General features: G+C 70.5%; 14 protein-coding genes. 9 read left to right on the top strand and 5 right to left on the bottom strand.

Annotated elements, in window-relative coordinates:
- Positions 1 to 196: hypothetical protein (locus ACZ63J_RS14945; RefSeq protein WP_465439482.1), on the bottom strand; the 196-nt coding region annotated here is incomplete at its 3' end.
- A 133-nt stretch (positions 197 to 329) separates the two neighbouring features.
- Between ACZ63J_RS14945 and ACZ63J_RS14940 the strand changes: the two genes are divergently transcribed.
- Positions 330 to 1,277: a GAF domain-containing sensor histidine kinase gene (locus tag ACZ63J_RS14940; RefSeq protein ID WP_465439480.1), complete on the top strand. Its 948-nt coding sequence runs from the start codon at positions 330 to 332 to the stop codon at positions 1,275 to 1,277.
- A gap of 199 nt (positions 1,278 to 1,476) precedes the next feature.
- Here the strand turns inward: ACZ63J_RS14940 and ACZ63J_RS14935 are convergent, their stop codons facing one another.
- A complete protein-coding gene (locus tag ACZ63J_RS14935) occupies positions 1,477 to 2,103 on the bottom strand; it encodes a response regulator (RefSeq protein ID WP_465306161.1) in 627 nt (208 codons plus the stop codon).
- 260 nt (positions 2,104 to 2,363) lie between these two features.
- Here ACZ63J_RS14935 and ACZ63J_RS14930 point away from each other — a divergent pair, with 260 nt between their 5' ends.
- Both ACZ63J_RS14930 and ACZ63J_RS14925 read left to right on the top strand, forming a co-directional pair.
- Complete coding sequence (locus tag ACZ63J_RS14930; RefSeq protein WP_465400942.1) at positions 2,364 to 2,840, top strand: excalibur calcium-binding domain-containing protein; 477 nt, start codon at positions 2,364 to 2,366, stop codon at positions 2,838 to 2,840.
- Complete coding sequence (locus ACZ63J_RS14925) at positions 2,837 to 3,466, top strand: class F sortase (protein ID WP_465400941.1); 630 nt, start codon at positions 2,837 to 2,839, stop codon at positions 3,464 to 3,466. Before ACZ63J_RS14930 ends, ACZ63J_RS14925 begins: the two co-directional genes overlap by 4 nt.
- Here the strand turns inward: ACZ63J_RS14925 and ACZ63J_RS14920 are convergent.
- Entirely contained in the window at positions 3,436 to 5,715 is a 2,280-nt protein-coding gene (locus tag ACZ63J_RS14920; protein ID WP_465400940.1) for a helicase-associated domain-containing protein, read from the bottom strand. The genes ACZ63J_RS14925 and ACZ63J_RS14920 overlap by 31 nt on opposite strands.
- 256 nt (positions 5,716 to 5,971) lie before the next feature.
- Here ACZ63J_RS14920 and ACZ63J_RS14915 point away from each other — a divergent pair, with 256 nt between their 5' ends.
- Positions 5,972 to 9,997: an AAA domain-containing protein gene (locus ACZ63J_RS14915; protein ID WP_465400939.1), complete on the top strand. Its 4,026-nt coding sequence runs from the start codon at positions 5,972 to 5,974 to the stop codon at positions 9,995 to 9,997.
- Positions 9,997 to 10,857: a hypothetical protein gene (locus tag ACZ63J_RS14910; protein ID WP_465400938.1), complete on the top strand. Its 861-nt coding sequence runs from the start codon at positions 9,997 to 9,999 to the stop codon at positions 10,855 to 10,857. The genes ACZ63J_RS14915 and ACZ63J_RS14910 overlap by 1 nt, the downstream gene beginning before the upstream one ends.
- Before the next feature lie 40 nt (positions 10,858 to 10,897).
- Here ACZ63J_RS14910 and ACZ63J_RS14905 read toward each other — a convergent pair whose 3' ends face one another.
- Positions 10,898 to 11,704, bottom strand: a complete 807-nt coding sequence (locus ACZ63J_RS14905; RefSeq protein WP_465400937.1) for an excalibur calcium-binding domain-containing protein — start codon at positions 11,702 to 11,704, stop codon at positions 10,898 to 10,900.
- 295 nt (positions 11,705 to 11,999) lie between these two features.
- On the opposite strand from ACZ63J_RS14905, the gene ACZ63J_RS14900 reads away from it, so the two are divergent.
- From ACZ63J_RS14900 to ACZ63J_RS14890, 3 genes are read left to right on the top strand one after another with little or no spacing between them, the layout of a single operon-like run.
- Positions 12,000 to 13,424 carry a 3'-5' exonuclease gene (locus tag ACZ63J_RS14900; RefSeq protein WP_465400936.1) on the top strand — a complete coding sequence of 475 codons (1,425 nt, stop codon included), beginning with the start codon at positions 12,000 to 12,002 and terminating at the stop codon, positions 13,422 to 13,424.
- Positions 13,425 to 13,449: 25 nt separating this feature from the next.
- Positions 13,450 to 14,001, top strand: coding sequence for an AAA family ATPase (locus tag ACZ63J_RS14895; RefSeq protein ID WP_465400935.1), 552 nt, complete (start codon positions 13,450 to 13,452; stop codon positions 13,999 to 14,001).
- Between the two features lie 23 nt (positions 14,002 to 14,024).
- Positions 14,025 to 14,285, top strand: coding sequence for a DUF3024 domain-containing protein (locus tag ACZ63J_RS14890; protein WP_465341707.1), 261 nt, complete (start codon positions 14,025 to 14,027; stop codon positions 14,283 to 14,285).
- A 1-nt stretch (position 14,286) separates the two neighbouring features.
- Here ACZ63J_RS14890 and ACZ63J_RS14885 read toward each other — a convergent pair whose 3' ends face one another.
- The gene (locus tag ACZ63J_RS14885) at positions 14,287 to 14,604 is read right to left on the bottom strand and encodes a nucleotide pyrophosphohydrolase (RefSeq protein WP_465313968.1); all 318 of its coding nucleotides are present in this window, start codon (positions 14,602 to 14,604) and stop codon (positions 14,287 to 14,289) included.
- Positions 14,605 to 14,737: 133 nt separating this feature from the next.
- Between ACZ63J_RS14885 and ACZ63J_RS14880 the strand changes: the two genes are divergently transcribed.
- Positions 14,738 to 15,658 carry a nitrate- and nitrite sensing domain-containing protein gene (locus tag ACZ63J_RS14880; protein WP_465400934.1) on the top strand — a complete coding sequence of 307 codons (921 nt, stop codon included), beginning with the start codon at positions 14,738 to 14,740 and terminating at the stop codon, positions 15,656 to 15,658.
- The last annotated feature ends 47 nt before the right edge of the window (positions 15,659 to 15,705 follow it).

The following is a 15,705-nucleotide window of genomic DNA, read 5'->3' as shown; positions in this document are numbered from 1 at the left end:
CCGCCGCGACCGCGAGCTCGGTCACCAAGCCGGGCGCAAGCGCCGAATCCGCGGCGGGCAGCGCGGCAACCGGGGACGCGAGTGCGGCCGCGACCGCGAGCTCGGTCACCAAGCCGGGCGCAAGCGCCGAATCCGCGGCGGGCAGCGCGGCAACCGGGGACGCGAGTGCGGCCGCGACCGCTAGCTCGGCCGTCAAGCCGGGCGCGAGCACTGGGTCAGCCGCAGGCAGTGCGGCCGCCGAGCTGGGCGCCAACCCAGGATCGACCACGGCCAGCCCAGCACCCGGCCACGCGAGTTCACCTCCCGGGCCGCAGCCCGCCCAGCCGGGCGTGGCAGCCGGGGAGTCTCTCCGTGGCCTCTCCCTCCCCGCCGACTCCGCCGCCGGCCGGGTTGCTCGGGGTGGGGAACCCGTGGCCAGTGCCGACTTCACCGTCGACCCCCGGACCGCGCCCTTCGTCCCCGTCGAACTCCACGGCTACGGCCCCTTCGCCGCCGCGCCCTTCGGTTCGGGGGGTCGGGTTCTCGGGGCGCTGACCGTCTACCGGAAGCAGGGCCGTGAGCCCTTCTCCGCCGGGACCGTCGAGATGCTTGTCGCCTTTGCCGCTCAAGCCGGGGTTGTCCTGGCCCTCGCCGAAGGCGCCAATGCTCGTCACCGCGTCGCTCTGTACGAAGAGCGTGAACGCATTGCCCGCGAGCTCCACGACGTCATCGTGCAGCGGCTCTACGGCGCCGGGATGCAGCTGGACCGGGTTCGGCGCAACATGCGCAAGCGGTTCGCCCAGGCCGATGGCGCGCGGCTGTCCGACGCGATCGACCAGCTGGACCAGACCATCGAGGAGATCCGGGGCACCGTGCGCGCGCTGCGGTCGCCGGAGCCTCGCCACGACACCGGCACGCCCGCCGACCTCGCCGAGTCGGCGCGCGGCGAGGTCCGGATCGCCGGTGAGCTTCTCGGTTACCCACCGACCTTGGAACTGTCCGGCGAATTCGCCGACGTCCCCGCGGAACGGGCCGACCACATCCGGGCCGCTCTGCGCGAAGCACTGTCCAATGTGGTCAGACACTCCGGGGCCAGCGAAACCCGCGTGACACTGACCAGGGACTCCGGCGGCGTGAAACTCCGTGTCCGCGACAACGGTTCCGGTGTCCCCCAAGGCGTCGCCACCCGTGGCCTGCGTCATCTCGCCGAACGCGCGGACGCCGCGGGCGGGAAGTTCTTCCTGAACTCCTCGCCCAGTCTCGGCACGCTCGTCGCGTTCGACCTGCCTCTCGACTGACTCGGCCTCACCCTTCTCGGGTCATCCAAGCCTCCCTTCCTCGCCCTCGGGAAGGATCTTACCGAATTGTCGAACATATATTCGACTCACGTTCGAGTGAATCTAGCCTCGGTTTACCGGCGATCGAGATGGCGGTCCGTGACGACGGCTGAAAAGGACGCAGCGAACGGCGGCTTGCGGACGTGATCGTCGCGCGGAGTCACTTCTCCCGGCGCGCGATCCACGCGGCGGCCTGCGTGCGACGCTGCATGCCGAGCTTCGCCAGCACCGACGTGACGTAGTTCTTGACCGTCTTCTCGGCGAGGAACAGCCGCTCGGCGATCTCGCGGTTCGACAGGCCCTGGCCGATCAGCTCCAGCACGTCCCGCTCGCGCTCGGTCAGCGTCGCCAGCTCGTCCGTCGGCGGGTGCCGCATCTTGTCCAGCACCCGCGCGGTGCTCACCGGGTCGAGCAGCGACCGGCCGGCCGCGACCTCGCGCACCGCGTTCACGACGTCCTGCCCGCGCACCTGTTTCAGCAGGTAACCCGCGGCGCCGGCCATGATCGCGCCGACCATCGCCTCCTCGTCGTCGAACGCGGTGAGCATCAGGCAGGCCGGCGGGTTCGGCTTGGACCGCAGCTCGCGGCAGAGCGTGACGCCGTCGCCGTCGCCGAGGCGGACGTCGACCACCGCGACCTCCGGCTCGACGTGCATCGCCACCGCGAGCGCCTCTTCGACGCTGCTGGCTTCGGCGACGACCTCGATGTCCGGCTCGTCGCCGAGAAGGTCGCGAAGTCCGCGGCGGACCACCTCGTGGTCGTCGACGAGCAGCACCTGGATCGGCATACCCCGAGGTTACGGGGTAGTACCCCAACGTGTGACCGCGGACCCGTAACATTCTCACCGGTACGTATTTCCGGCGCTGATTCCGCAGGTCAACGGCCACTGGGGAAGAATCACGAAACGGCCCGTTTTTCGTTGGGCGCTGGCATTTCCGAAATTCCGGAATAGTCCGTAACAGCCTTGACGGCGTCACGATAGTAACCACGCAATCGCGGCACCAACCGCCGCGTTCATCCCCGATTCTTCCCTCGAAAGGACTTCCGGTGTCCTTGTTTCGTCGCGCCCTGACGACGGCTGCCGCCGTTGCCGGGCTCGCTCTCCTCGGCCCCGTCCCCTTCGCCCAGGCCGCCCCGGCCGGGGACAAGAACTGCTCGGACTTCACCTACCAGGAGGAGGCCCAGGCCGTCCTCGACGCAACGCCGGGCGACCCCAACCACCTGGACGACGACAAAGACGGCATCGCCTGCGAGAAGCTCCCGCACCGCGGCCAGCAGAGCACCACGGCGACCTCCGAAAAGCCGTCGACCACCACGAAGACCCACACGGTCCCGAAGTCGACCGCCACCAAGAAGCCCGCCACCACCGGCGGCCAGGTCAAGGTCAAGCCGGTCGGCGGCGTCGCGACCGGTGGCGGTGAGCCCGACGACGGTGCGCCCGCCTTCCTCGTGCTCAGCGGCACCCTGCTCGCCGCGGCGGCGTCCGGCGGGATGGTGCTCTACCTGCGCCGGCGGCCGAGTTGAGGCATCCGCGCCTGTGGCCCGCGGTCACGGCGGTCGTCGCCGCGTTCGGCGCGGTTGTGGTCGTCGCCCTCATCTTCGCGTTCTCGGCGCCGGCAGCGCGCCTGCCGGAGCCCTCGCCGATCGGCGGGCCGCCGGAGACTCCGGCCGTCGCGACGCAAACCGGGCTGCCGGCCGCGAAACCCGCGTCCCTGACCATCCCGGCGATCGGCGTCGCGGCCCAGGGCATCAAGGATCTCGGCCTGACCCCGCAAGGGGAGCTCGAAGTCCCCGGCGACGCCAAGACGGTCGGCTGGTTCACCGGCGCGCCGTCACCCGGCGAGGTCGGCCCGGCGGTGCTGGCCGCGCACGTCGACTACAAACACGTGCCCGGCGCCTTCTCCCGGCTGAAGGAGCTGCACGACGGCGAAGAGGTGCGCGTCGGCCTCGCGGACGGCCGGACGACGGTCTTCACCGTCTACCGCGTCGACCGCTACGCGAAGGCCGGTTTCCCGACGGAGCAGGTGTACGGCGACACGGCCGATCCCGAGCTGCGGCTCATCACCTGCGGCGGGGAGTTCGACCGGTCGAGCGGCAACTACCTCGACAACGTCGTGGTCTACGCGCGGCTCACCGCCGTCGAAGCCTGAGTGAGGTCGATCCGCGCCACCGCCAGCCGGCGGTACGCGCGGTCGCCGAGCGACCAGACGTCCAGGACGTCGCCGTCGAGCTCCGGGTGCGCGATCACCAGCCGCGTCGCTTCGCCGCCGTCCGCGCGGTAGCCGACTTCCGCCGGGAGCCCGGCTTCGAGCTGCCGGCACAGCTGCTGCTGGGCGGGCGTGAGCCGGCCCGCGTACCGGTCGCTCAACACCCGCGCGAGCTGCCCGCGCAGCAGGCCCGGGCCGATCGCCGGGGCCGCCAGCAGCCGGTCGGCGTGGTCGAGGGGATCGGGCGGCCCGTCGGCGGGCTCGGCGTCGCGGACGACGACCTCGGGCTCGGCCTGCTCCCGCGTGGGGAGCACGATGCTGCCGTCGGCCGCGTGCCGCGTCGGCGCGTAACCGGCTTCGCGCAACGCCTCGAGCGTGCCGGACGCGTCCACAGTGGACGTCAGCACCGTCGGCGCCACGGCGCGCAAACCGAGTTTGCCGAGCTTGCGGTGCGCGGCCAGCTCGGCGAGCACCGCGGGTTCACCGACCACGACACTCGCGACGTCGAGCACCTGCGCCTCACCGTGCCGCCGCGCGACGTCGTTGACCAGGTACACCAGCGGTTGCGGCAGCTCGCCGGTGGCGATCGCGGCCAGCTCGTCGAGCAGCTCGGCGGCCGTCGCGCCCTGGTCGAACGCGCGCCGGACGGTCGACGGCGCGAACCGCCAGCTGGTCGCGGCGCCCTGGGCCTCGCGGTCGGCGACGCGGTCCAGCAGCGCCGCGAGCCGCGCGTCGGGGGAGCCGGGGACGATCGCGGTCAGGTCGGTGCCGAACAACGCCGTCGTCCGCGCGCGGGCCACCAGCTCGTCGGTGACCTCGACGAACCGCTCTTCCGAGAGCAGGGCGCGGCCGGCCGCGGTGACGGCGCCGTGCGCGACGACCCCGAGGAGCTCGGCTTCGGCGACGGCGTCCTGGACGTGCCCGGCGAAGTCTTCGGTCGGCAGCATCGGCGCGTGCCACCGCGCCAGCCGGGTGAGCTCGCCGACGTCGGCGATCGCGCCGCCCGGTTCGAGCCGCGCCAGCAATCGCACGACAGCGCGGCGCACCGATGTCGCCACATCGGTCTCGTAGGTGGGCAGCTCCCACCAGGTGCTCAGCAGCAAGCGGTAGAGCAACGCGGGCGCGGGCCGGGCTAGGCCGGGACTCGGCGCGAGAGTGGGCGGCGGCGCCTTCTGGCCGCGACGCAGGATCGGCGGCTCGTCGGCCACCAGCAGCCCGGCCTGCGCGGCGAGGTCGACGGCCACCTCGATCTCGCCGGGCGTGCCGCCGGTGTCCTTGGCGAGCTTCTTGACCAGCCGGGCCCCGATCGTGCCGTCCTTGAGCAGCGGCAACGGCTCCGCGGCGGCCAGGTCGAGGATCGCCGAGACGCGGTCGAGGAACCGCAGCGCGGCGGCCGATGACAGGGCTTCGACCGCCTCGAGCCCGCTTTGCGTGACGGGACACTGCGGCTCGTGGGGCGTGAACGGCAGCTGGTGGTCCGGGCCGCGCAGCGCCAGCGCCACCTCGAGCGGCATCGCCGTGCTGCCGTAGTAGGTGCCGAAGAGGAAACCGTGGTCGAACGCCCAGGTCCCGGTGCTGTCGAACGGCGCCATCCCCTCGACCTCGGGGACGCCGGCGGCCATGTCCCGCAACAGTTTCCGCGTCGGCTCCGGCGCCGTGGCGAACAGCTCGCGGACGCGGTCGCCGTCACGGAAGAACCGGAGGAGCTCCGGGCGGCCGTCCGGCAGGCCGAGGGCCCGCGCCAGCTGCCCGATCCGGGCCCGGCCGAGCTCCTCGAGCAGGTCGGCCAGCGGCGGGCCGAGCCCTTCGGCCTGGAAGCTGGTGCGCTGTAGCAGATCCGGCAGGACCACGTCGCCGGAGTCGTCGCGCCACACCAGCGCCCGCTCGGCCAGTTCGTCCACAAAGGACTCGACGGTGCCAGGGCCGGCGCCGAGCAACCGGGCGGCGTCGGCGACGGACGCCGGCCCGATCGCCTGGCAGACCTGGAAGGCGCGCAGGACCTGGACGTGCGGCAGCGGCAACGCGAGCAGGGCTCCGTCCACGGACTCGGGCTCGGCCAGCCGCGCCGCGACGACGTCGAGCCGGCGCGGCCACGGCTCCTGGAGCACGTCCGGCCGGTGGGCCAGCACTTTCGCCAGCCCGGCCCGGTCGAGGCCCGCGAGCCTGCCGAGCAGTTCGTCGGCGGTGGTCATCGGCCCAGGCTAGATCACGTCTCGTGCGGCCATCCGGGTGGTTTGGCCGCCAAGTCGTGACAGGCGTGTCCCGGTAAACGATCTCTGCCCGGGAGCCGGAAAAGGAGCGAGGGGCGAGCATGCGTGACATCCACCGATCGAGTGGATTCCGTTCGGAAAGATCTTCTGGCATGCTGGAGGGCTCGTCTCAGAACGGCGGGCCCTCACGTGCTGGTCACGTCTGGTCGAGCACACCGTTCTGGCGAGGGGACGCAGGATGACCGCGCAGCTGGACACCGGCCGCGTTGACGCTGTGGCCGTCAAGGCGGCCGAATGGCGACGCAACCTCATCGATCTGAGCTACCGCAACACGCTTCTCTTTTTCAAGAACACCAAGCAAGGCTGCCTCGATCTGACGACGGCCGAGCCCGCAGCCCTGGCGGAGCTCGTAGCGGGCGGCAAGGTCCGGCTGAGCAAGCTGGTACCAGAGGCCGAGAAGCTCAAGGACGCCTGCAGCCGGGCGAAAAGCCTCGGCAAGCGGATCCAGCTCTTCGAAGAAGAGCAGGGTGTCGACGTCGGTCACGTCGCGTTCGGGCTGGTTCGCACCACCCCCGGCCCGCGGCGTGGCGCGGTGCCGGTGCAGGCGTTGCGGGCGCCTCTCCTGCTCCGGCCGGTCGTGCTCAAGACGAGGACGACCTCGGAAAGCGACTACACGCTTGAGCTCACGGACGAACCGGAGCTCAACCCCGTCCTGCTGCACGCGCTCAACGAGCAGCACGGAGTCGACAGCGAGGGACTGGCCGACCGGCTGACGCAGGTGATCGACGGGACGCCGGATCACACGACCCAGGTGGAGCTGGCGCACGCCCGGCTCGCCGAGGTCGCGGCGGCGCACGGGATCGAGCTGCAGCTGGAGCCGGCCGTAGTGGTCGGCACCTTCAACTACGAGAAGCTGCCGATGGTGGAAGATCTGGCGAGCGCGACCGAACTGCTGGCCTCACACGACCTGGTCGCGGCCATGGCCGGGTTCGCCCCAGCACACGAGTCCCTCGCCGGAGCGGGAGAGTACGCCCCGCCCGCGGTCGACTCGGTGCGGCCCGCCGATGAGTTCCTGGTCCAGGACGCCGACTCCTCACAGCACCGGGCGATCATGACCGCTCTGTCCGGCCGGCACGTCTTCATCGAGGGGCCGCCCGGAACCGGGAAGAGCCAGACGATCGCGAACATCATCGCGGGAGCCGCGGCGACGGGCAAAAAGGTGCTGTTCGTCGCCGAGAAGCGAGCGGCGATCGAGGCTGTCCTCAACCGGCTGGCCGCCGTGGAGCTGGACGGTCTCATGTTCGACCTGCACCAGCGGAAGATCAACAAGCGAGAAGTCGCCCAGCAGCTGGCCAGCAGCCTGGATCGGGTGGCCAAGGAGCCGCCGGTCGACGTCGAAGCCTTGCACGGCCGCCTGCTCGGCGCCCGGCACCGGCTGCTCGAACACGCACACGAGCTGCACACTCGCCGGCAGCCGTGGGACCTGAGCGCGTACGAAGTCCGGAGCCGGTTGCTCGACTTGCCGCCGGGCTCGGACATTCGCGGGGCCTTCCGGGGCAATCACCTGCGTGCGCTTAATGCGGCCGTTGTCGCCGACATCGAGGAGACGCTCCAGGAGTTCGTGGAAGCCGGTGGGCTGCGGATTCTTCGTCGTGAGACGCCCTGGTGCAATACGCAGGTCAGGACCGCGGACGAGGCCGAAGCGGTGCTGGTCCAGCTCGATCAGGTCGCCGGGCAGACCCTGAAGCGGAGCCAGTACGGCATGCACCGGCTTGTGGCGCGGGTAGGCCTGCGGCAACCGCAGGACTTCGCAGCCTGGGATCAGGTGCTTCACTTGCTGGACGGCGTCTCCCAGAGTGTCCAGGCTTTCGGGCCGGAGATCTTCGGAACCCGCCTGGACGACTTCGTCCAGGCGACCGGAGACCGGTCGGCGCGAGCGCGGTATCCGGAGAAACTGTCCTGGGGCAGGCGCCGGGCACTCGTCAAGGAGCTTCGGACGATGTCGCGGGCGGGGCTGGTCAAGAAAGCCGCCTTGCACGCGGCTCTGGCGGCCGTGACCGGGCAACGGCAGCGATGGCGGGAACTCGGTGGCCAGGACGTCGCTCCGGCCGAGATCATCGGGTTGGACCACGTGGTGCGGGACTACGGCGAACTCCGCCGGCAGCTCGCGGCGGTGGCCATGTCGGCCCAGTGGCCGGACCTGGACGCCGGACCCGCACCCGAAGTGGAACAGCGGCTCAAGGCGCTGGCCGACGACAAGGACATGCTGTTCCTGATGCCGCGGCTCAACGAGCTGCTCGACCGGTTCCGCCGGCTTGGTCTCGAGCCGCTGCTCACCGAGATCGCGGGCCGGAACCTCCGGCCCGACGACGCCTGGCGTGCTTTCGAACGCATCTGGCTCTCGTCGATCGAAGACGACTTCAAGCTTCGGATCCCGGCACTGGGCCAGTTCGTGGCCGAGCGGCAGAGCCGCGCCGCGGCCGACTTCCGCGCGGCGGATCGTGAGCACTTCGCGACCGCGGCGCGGCGGGTCCGCAGGCAGGTGGCCAAGCGCGCTCGTGAAGCCCAGGACACTTACCCGGACCAGGCGCAAATCCTGAAGAAGCAGGCGAGCCTGAAGACACGGCACATGCCGACCCGGAAGCTCGTCGAGAAGGCCCCGGACGTGCTGCTTTCGCTGCGGCCGTGCTGGGCGATGTCGCCGCTGGTGGTGAGCCGGATGCTTCCCGCCGAGCGGCTCTTCGACCTGGTGATCTTCGACGAGGCGAGCCAGATCCGTCCCCACGACGCCATCACCTCCATCATGCGCGGTGACCGGCTCGTTGTGGCCGGGGACGAGAAGCAGCTGCCGCCGTCGAACTTCTTCGACCGAGCCATCTCGATCGACGAAGAGGACGACGAAGACGAAGGTGACCTCTCGGACTACGAATCGATCCTGACCGCTCTGCGGCCGATCATGCCGGCCACCGAGATGCTGCGCTGGCACTACCGGAGTACGGACGAACGGCTGATCGCGTTCTCGAACCGGGAGATCTACCGCGACAACCTCGTGACGTTCCCCGGTGCGCAGCGGGATACCCCGGTCACGCTCGTCACCGTCGACGGCGAGGCATCGCCAGGGCAGAACGGCTCCGCTCCGGCGGAAGTCGATCGGGTTGTCGAGCTGATCATGGAGCACGCCAGGAACCGGCCCCACGAGAGCCTCGGTGTCATCACACCCGGCGTCAAGCATCAGGCCCGGGTCGAACAGCGCCTGATGCAGGCGCGCCGGGAGCAACCCGACCTCGACGAATTCTTCTCCGACGAGCAGGAGCTGGGTCGCCGCTTCTTCGTGAAGAACCTGGAGAGCGTCCAGGGTGACGAGCGGGACGCGATCATTCTCACCGTCGGGGTCGCCCGGACGGCGACGGGCAAGATCAACCGCACGGCGTTCGGCATCCTGAACCGCAAGGACAGCGAGCGGCGTGTCAACGTCGCAGTGACCCGTGCGAAACGGCGGATGACCGTGGTGGCTTCGTTCAGCCATGCGGACCTCACGCCGTCGGACGAAGTCACCGGGACCGAGCTACTTCGCCGTTACCTGGATTTCGCGACCCACCTCCAGATCGACCATGTCGGCCGGCCCGACGACCTGCCCTTGAACGGGTTCGAGAGTTCGATTCGCGACGCACTCGTCGAACGGGGTGTCCCGGTTCACCCGCAGTGGGGATTTTCGGGCTATCGCATCGACTTCGCGCTCGAGCACCGGGACCACCCGGGTCGGATGGTGCTCGCTGTCGAAGCCGATGGACACCGTTACCACCAGTCTCACAGCGCCCGCGATCGGGACAGGCTCCGCCAGGCGCACCTGGAGAACCTCGGCTGGCGGTTCCACCGCGTCTGGTCATCGGCGTGGTTCGCGAACCCGGCGCAGGAGGCCGACAACATCGTCGTGGCCTGGCACCAGGCGATGGCAGCGGCCGACGCGCCGGCTGCCGTACCGGAACCTGCGTCACCACCCCGTCCCGCGGCCCCGCCGCCCGCCGCGGTCCGAGGACCACGACCACGGGTCCCGGCCGGACTGCAGATCCAGGAGTACACCGAGCGGCAGCTCATCGAGATCTGCCGCTGGCACATGAGCGACGGACTGCTGCTCGACCGCGATGAGCGGCTCCGGCAGGTGATGGCCGAGCTGGGCTTCCAACGCCGTGGACCGCGCATCGTCGCGGCGCTGAGCCGGGCCATCGAGATCGCGCAGCACCTCGCCGACAAAGAGGAGAACTGATGTTCCCGTTGGACCCGCGGACCGTCGACCGGCTGGCCGACGTGATCGTCGACATGGGAGGCCCCTACGAACGGAAGGGATACCAGCTCGAGGAGCTGCTGCGAGGGTCCGGCTGGCCGGAACCGCCCGAGTACGACGGGTCACCGCGGGTGCCGTGGCTGCGTGAGCAGCTTACGGAGCGCCAGGACGACCGCCCGGCGATCGAGCGGTTGATCTGCCGGGTCTGTGATCCGATCGAGTACGACGACGGCGCGGTGACCGCCGGCGAATTCCGTGCGGTGGTCAACGAAAAGCTGGCTCCCGAGGGACTGGTGGTCACCTCGGTCGGCGGCCGGCCGGTACTCGGGGAGCTCACCGCGGACGGTGACCAGCCGAGGTACAGCGTGCCACCCGATCTCCGGAAGCGGCTGGATGCCTTGATCGACGATGCCGGTGCGGTGGAGATGCTGAGCCGGCGGGTGGAAGAAACCCAGGTCTGCGAGTCGGGCGGCGCTTACACGATGGCGATCATCGGCATCGGCAGTTTTGTCGAGGGTCTGCTCCTCACCGTGCTGACCGAACGGGACGCGGAGATCGGCACTCTCGGCTTTCCGGATCCCCGGCGAGACCAGCAGCGAATCAAGCCCAATCGTGCGACCCTGGAACTGCTCATCGACACGGCGCACGCCAAGGACTGGATCCAGCTGGACGCGAAAACCTTCGCGCACCGGGTGCGCGATTTCCGCAACTTCATCCATCCCAACAAGGAAATGTCGGAGCAGCCGCGGTTCGACGCGGACAGTGTGATGCTCTGCTGGGCCCCCGTGCACGCCATTCTGAACGATCTGGAGCAGAAGCTGGGGCCGGTTTCCGGTCGGTGAAACGGTCCCGGCCGCCGAGTGGCGGCCGGGACGAGTGTTCTCATGTCTCGCAGGCCACGCCGTCGTGGTCTCTGTCCAATTCGGGACGGTACCCGGGCTGGCCGACGTGCAGAGGTGCCGCGTGGGCGGCTTTTGCCTCCGAACAATTCTTGTAGTACACGCTGTTGTCCGGCTCCGGAGCCGGCGGGTCTTGCGCCGTCGTCCGGGGCGGCTTGGGAGCGGCCTTTGTGGCCGGTGCGGGCGGCGCTGTAGTGGGCTGCGGATCGGGCTGCGGTGCCGGCACCGACAGGGTCAGCGAACCGTTGCACGGTGGGCCCCAGAACCCCTTGGAGGCTTGGCGAGCGGCGGTTTCGGCCGCCGCCAACGCGGAACCGGCGGCCTTGAGGTAGCCGTCGGACACGGCCAGGGTGCCGTAGTCCTGGCCGTCGGCCAGTGCGACGGTGACGCCGGACGCGGTGTCGGCACCGAGCCGGACCGCGGTACCGATCAGCTTGGAGCCGGCCCAGGCCACCGTTTCCGGTCCGAAGCAGTCACTGGTCGTCCCGGGTGTGCTGACGTCTTGGACGCGCACGGTTCGGTGGGTGCCGTCGCTGCCGGCGACGTCGAGGTTCGCGGCGTCCGTCACGCTCGTGACGGTGTAGGTGACCGGAGCGGGCGTGGCGGCCGTGGTTGTGCTGCTGCTTGGTGTCGCGGCCGGAGTGGCCGGCGCAGCGGTGGTGTTCTCGTCCGGTGACTTCCCGAAAATCGCACCGAGAAGGAACAGGACGGCAAAGGCGGCCAACGTGATCTTGAGCCAGTTCGGAACGCGCCTTTTCACGCGGGGCGGCCCCTGGTCGGACGGATGCATGGGGAATTCCTCGTTCCTTGACGCGACGTGCCGACCCTGGGTTCGTGAAAACATCGGCCGACGTTACGCCCGGGCGCGTAACGGACCATCATCTGTTATTCGGCGGAATCTTTCTGTCACGATCGGGTCACGAATCCCGGATCATTCCCGAAAATCTGTGACGCCGTTGTCCGATGGTGCGATCTCCTCGGCGTGATCGAATCTCTTCCGCTGTCCGGGCCGGGCGGCCACCCGGCGCACGGTATCGACTTCACCGCCGTGGAAATTCGCATGACGGGGACTGCGCCCGGGACACGTGGTCGAGCTCGCCGCGGTGCGCGTCCGGTCCGACGGTTCTGTCGCCGGTGAGTTCACGACGCTGGTGGATCCCGGCCGCGGGGTGTCGCCAGGGTCGGCCTTCGTGCACGGAATCACGCCGGAGGAGCTCACGGCAGCGCCGCCGTTCGGCGCTGTGCTCGGGCCACTGCTGGACCTCTGTGCCGGCAGTGTCGTAGTGGCGCACAACCTGCCGCAGGTCGCGGGCTTCCTGGACGCCGAAACCGCCAGGCTCGGTGTTCGCCTGCCGCTCCTGCCGGGCGTGTGCACACTCGCGGCGGCGCGAACCGTCATCGCCTTGCCGAACTACCGGCTCGCGACGGTTGCCCACGCGGTCGGCGTGCCGGGCACCCCGGCTCAGCCGGCGTTGACCGGCGCCCGCACCGTCGCGCAGCTGGCGGTAACGCTCTTCGGCAGGCACGGTCTGACCTTCGGGGTGGTGCCGGGGTTCCCGGTGCTGCCGAGGTACGCCGCGACGGGCCCGCTCCGGCCTCGCACGGACGCGATTCCGGACGACCTGGGCTGGATGGCCGGTGTGGTCGAGCGGATCACGATCGGCTCGACCGCCGGTGAGCCGGCCACCGCCTACGCTTACCTGGACCTGCTTGCCGGGGCGGTCGCCGACGCACACTTGACCCACGACGAGGTGTGGGCACTGGCCGCTTTGGCCACCGAGGCGGAGCTGCCCGAAGCCCAGGTGCACGCGGCGCACGAGCAGTTCGTGCGGGCCCTGAGGGACGTTGCCGAGGGGGATGGGGTCGTCACCACCGCCGAAGCCCGCGAGCTTCAGCAGGTGGCGACAGCGCTCGGAATGGCCGAACTCGTCGGCGACCTACGGCCATCCCGTAGCGGCAGACCGACGCGAGTCCTGGTGCTCGGGACCACCGTCGCGGCGGACCGGTTCCGCGCCCGCGTACTCGCCGAAGGCGTCCAGCTCGCGAAGAAGCTGACCGCGACCGTGACGCACCTCGTTCGCGACGAGACGGTTCCAGCGCAAGAGCCCAGGTTGGCGCGGGCAGCGGAGCTCGGCGCCGTGGTCGTCGACCTTGCCGCGGCGCCGGTCGCCTTGGGATTCGAGGCGGCCGCGGTGGCTCGGCCTGGTCCGCGTCCGCCCGCCGAGCCGCGGACCGTTACCCCGGCCGTTCCGATGCCTCGTCCGGCGGTGCCGCAGGCCCGGCCGGACATGACAATCCCGGCCGCGCCCCAGCCGGCCGGCGCGAAGCCCGGACCTCCGGTCCGAGTGCTCGGTGGACGAATCCTCATGGGCGTCGGATTGCTGCTGATGTTCCTGGTTGTGGTCGGCATGTTCGGAGGTACACCGCTGGTCGCGGGGATCTTCTTGAGCGTCTTCGGCGTCGGCGCCCTGCTCGGCGGCTGGTGGATCGCCGAGCCCGCGCCGCGGTGAGCGGAGTTTCGGTACCGTCGGCCCGGTGCCACGACTGATCCACCTGAACGGCCCGTCCGGGATCGGGAAGTCGACGATCGCGCGGGCCTACGCCGAGCGGCATCCCGGGGTGCTCAACCTCGACACCGACCGGGTCGTCTGCCTCATCGGCGGCTGGCAGGAGACCTTCTTCGAGACGTTCAAGGCCGCGCAGCTGCTCACGCTCGCCATGGCCGAGACGCACCTGCGCACCGGCCACGACGTCGTGATGCCGCAGCTCGCCACCCGCGTCGTCGACATCGAGGCGTTCGAAGCCGCGGCCGCGGGGTGCGGGGCCGAGTACCAGGAAATCCTGCTGACCGCGGCCAAGCCGGTCGCGCTCGGGCGGTTCGCCGCGCGGGCCGCGGCCGGGGACGAGGTGACCAAAGGCGTCGACGACGTCGTCCAAGGCCGCGGCGGCACCGCCATCGTCGAGCGGATCCACGACCAGCTCACCGCCTACCTGCCGCAGCGGCCGCGGTGTGCCGTCGTGCCCACCGACGGGCTCGCGCCCGAGGCCACCTACGCCGCCGTGCTCGCCCACCTGCGGGCGGGCTGAGGCTTTCCGGTTCACTGGTCGGTATGGCGGCGATCCCCGAATTCGCGATGCGGCAGATCGAGCGGTGGTGTGCCCAGCGCGGTTCCGTCGGGTGCCGCGTGCTGGAGCGCGCCGTGGTCATCGTCGAATCGGCGGGCGGCGCCGGGGAACGGGAAATCGCGCGGTTGTCGCTCGACGAGTTCGGGATCTGGTCGATGCTGCGGCCCGACGGCGCCGGCGGGTGGCTCGCCGACCCGGACGCGCCCGTCGCGAGCACTCCGCCGCCGTTGCTGGCGCAGCTCTGACTCAGGACGGCGGCGGGAAGCGGACCTCGTTGCGGTCGATCTTCGCGTGCGCCGCCTCCGCCAGGTCGACGCCGAGGCGGTCGGCCAGCTGGAGCAGGTACAGCGTGACGTCCGCGATCTCGTCGAGCACGTTCGCCTCCAGCGCCGGGTCCGCGCGCCACGCGTCCGACTCCTCCGGCGTCAGCCACTGGAACAGCGAGGTCAGCTCGCCGACCTCACCGGACAGGGCCATCACGAGGTTCTTCGGGGTGTGGAACGGCTCCCAGGCTCGGGCGGCCGCGAAGCCGCGGAGGCGCTGGGTCACGTCGTCGAAGGTCACGGGCCGATTGTCCCCGGCGGTCACGGACCGCTAACGGCCGTATGGCGGACTGCCGTTGACCGGTGAATCTCTCACTCAATAGGTTGACGTCCGTCGGGATGACAGCGGGGCCCAGGGCACGGGAAGGACCGTCTTGAAGTACCTGCGATCCGTCCGCGGACGCATGCTGTGCATCGCGCTCATCCCCGGCGGTGGGCTGGTCGTCGTGGCCCTGGTGATCGCGTTCTTCCTGGTGCAGCAAGCGGTTCGGACCAGCGACCTGGCCATGGAGACGGCGGGCGCCGCGGATCGGACGGCCCGCGCCGTGGTCGTGTTGCAGGCCCAGCGCAGTGACGCGATGGCCGCGCCCGACCACCGGACCGGGGCGTACGCGAATTTCACCCAGCGGATCGACGGCGCGATCGCCGGGCTGCGCGACTACGCGCGCCGCGCGCCGAACGCGGAATCCGGCTACCAGCAGACGACCGCCGTCGAGCTGCTTTCCGCCGCCGAAGGGCTGGATCGCTCCGATTCCCTCGCCCTGGCGGGGATCGACGGGGTGACCCGGCGGCCGTTCGCCGCGGCCGTGGCCGCCTACCGCGCGGACCTCGCCCGCGTCGCGCCGCAGCTGACCGAGAGCGGCCGAATGGCGTACGAGGCGCTCACCCGCAGCGCCGACTGGAGCAGGCTGGCCGCCGCCGAGGACGCGTTCGCCACCGACGAACCGCTGCCCGTGCCCGAGTCCACCTGGCGCAGCGCCGCCTACAGCGTCTCCGACCAGCTCGGGCGGCTGTACTCGCAGCAGAGCCAGTACGCCGTGCAGCTCACCCTCGACGACGGCCGTCGCACGCTGGCCGGCGCGCTCGCCGCGGGCACCGCGCTGCTGCTGTTCGCCGTGCTGCTGCTGGTCGTCGTGCGGCGGCTGGTCGCGCGGGTGCCGGTGCCGGTCGTCCCGATCATGGTGCCGACGGTCCACCCGGCCATCCCCCGACCCCGCCACGCTCGGTCACGACGGCCGCGCACCCCCGAGCCGTGGCCGCTGAAAGCCGTGCTCGACGACTTGCGGCGGTTCTGAGCCCATGACGGAGAGTCATGAACTACTCCAAAAAGAGCACGCGGTTG

It is taken from the genome of Amycolatopsis sp. NPDC104863 (assembly GCF_055582965.1).
This window is presented reverse-complemented; position numbering and strand designations above follow the sequence as displayed.

Bases quoted from the DNA above. Each gene is read 5' to 3' on its own strand.
- ACZ63J_RS14890 (WP_465341707.1), top strand. From the start codon at position 14,025: ATGGCGGCGATCCCCGAATTCGCGATGCGGCAGATCGAGCGGTGGTGT.
- ACZ63J_RS14910 (WP_465400938.1), top strand. From the start codon at position 9,997: ATGTTCCCGTTGGACCCGCGGACCGTCGACCGGCTGGCCGACGTGATC.
- ACZ63J_RS14920 (WP_465400940.1), bottom strand. From the start codon at position 5,715: ATGACCACCGCCGACGAACTGCTCGGCAGGCTCGCGGGCCTCGACCGG.
- ACZ63J_RS14915 (WP_465400939.1), top strand. From the start codon at position 5,972: ATGACCGCGCAGCTGGACACCGGCCGCGTTGACGCTGTGGCCGTCAAG.
- ACZ63J_RS14905 (WP_465400937.1), bottom strand. From the start codon at position 11,704: ATGCATCCGTCCGACCAGGGGCCGCCCCGCGTGAAAAGGCGCGTTCCG.
- ACZ63J_RS14935 (WP_465306161.1), bottom strand. From the start codon at position 2,103: ATGCCGATCCAGGTGCTGCTCGTCGACGACCACGAGGTGGTCCGCCGC.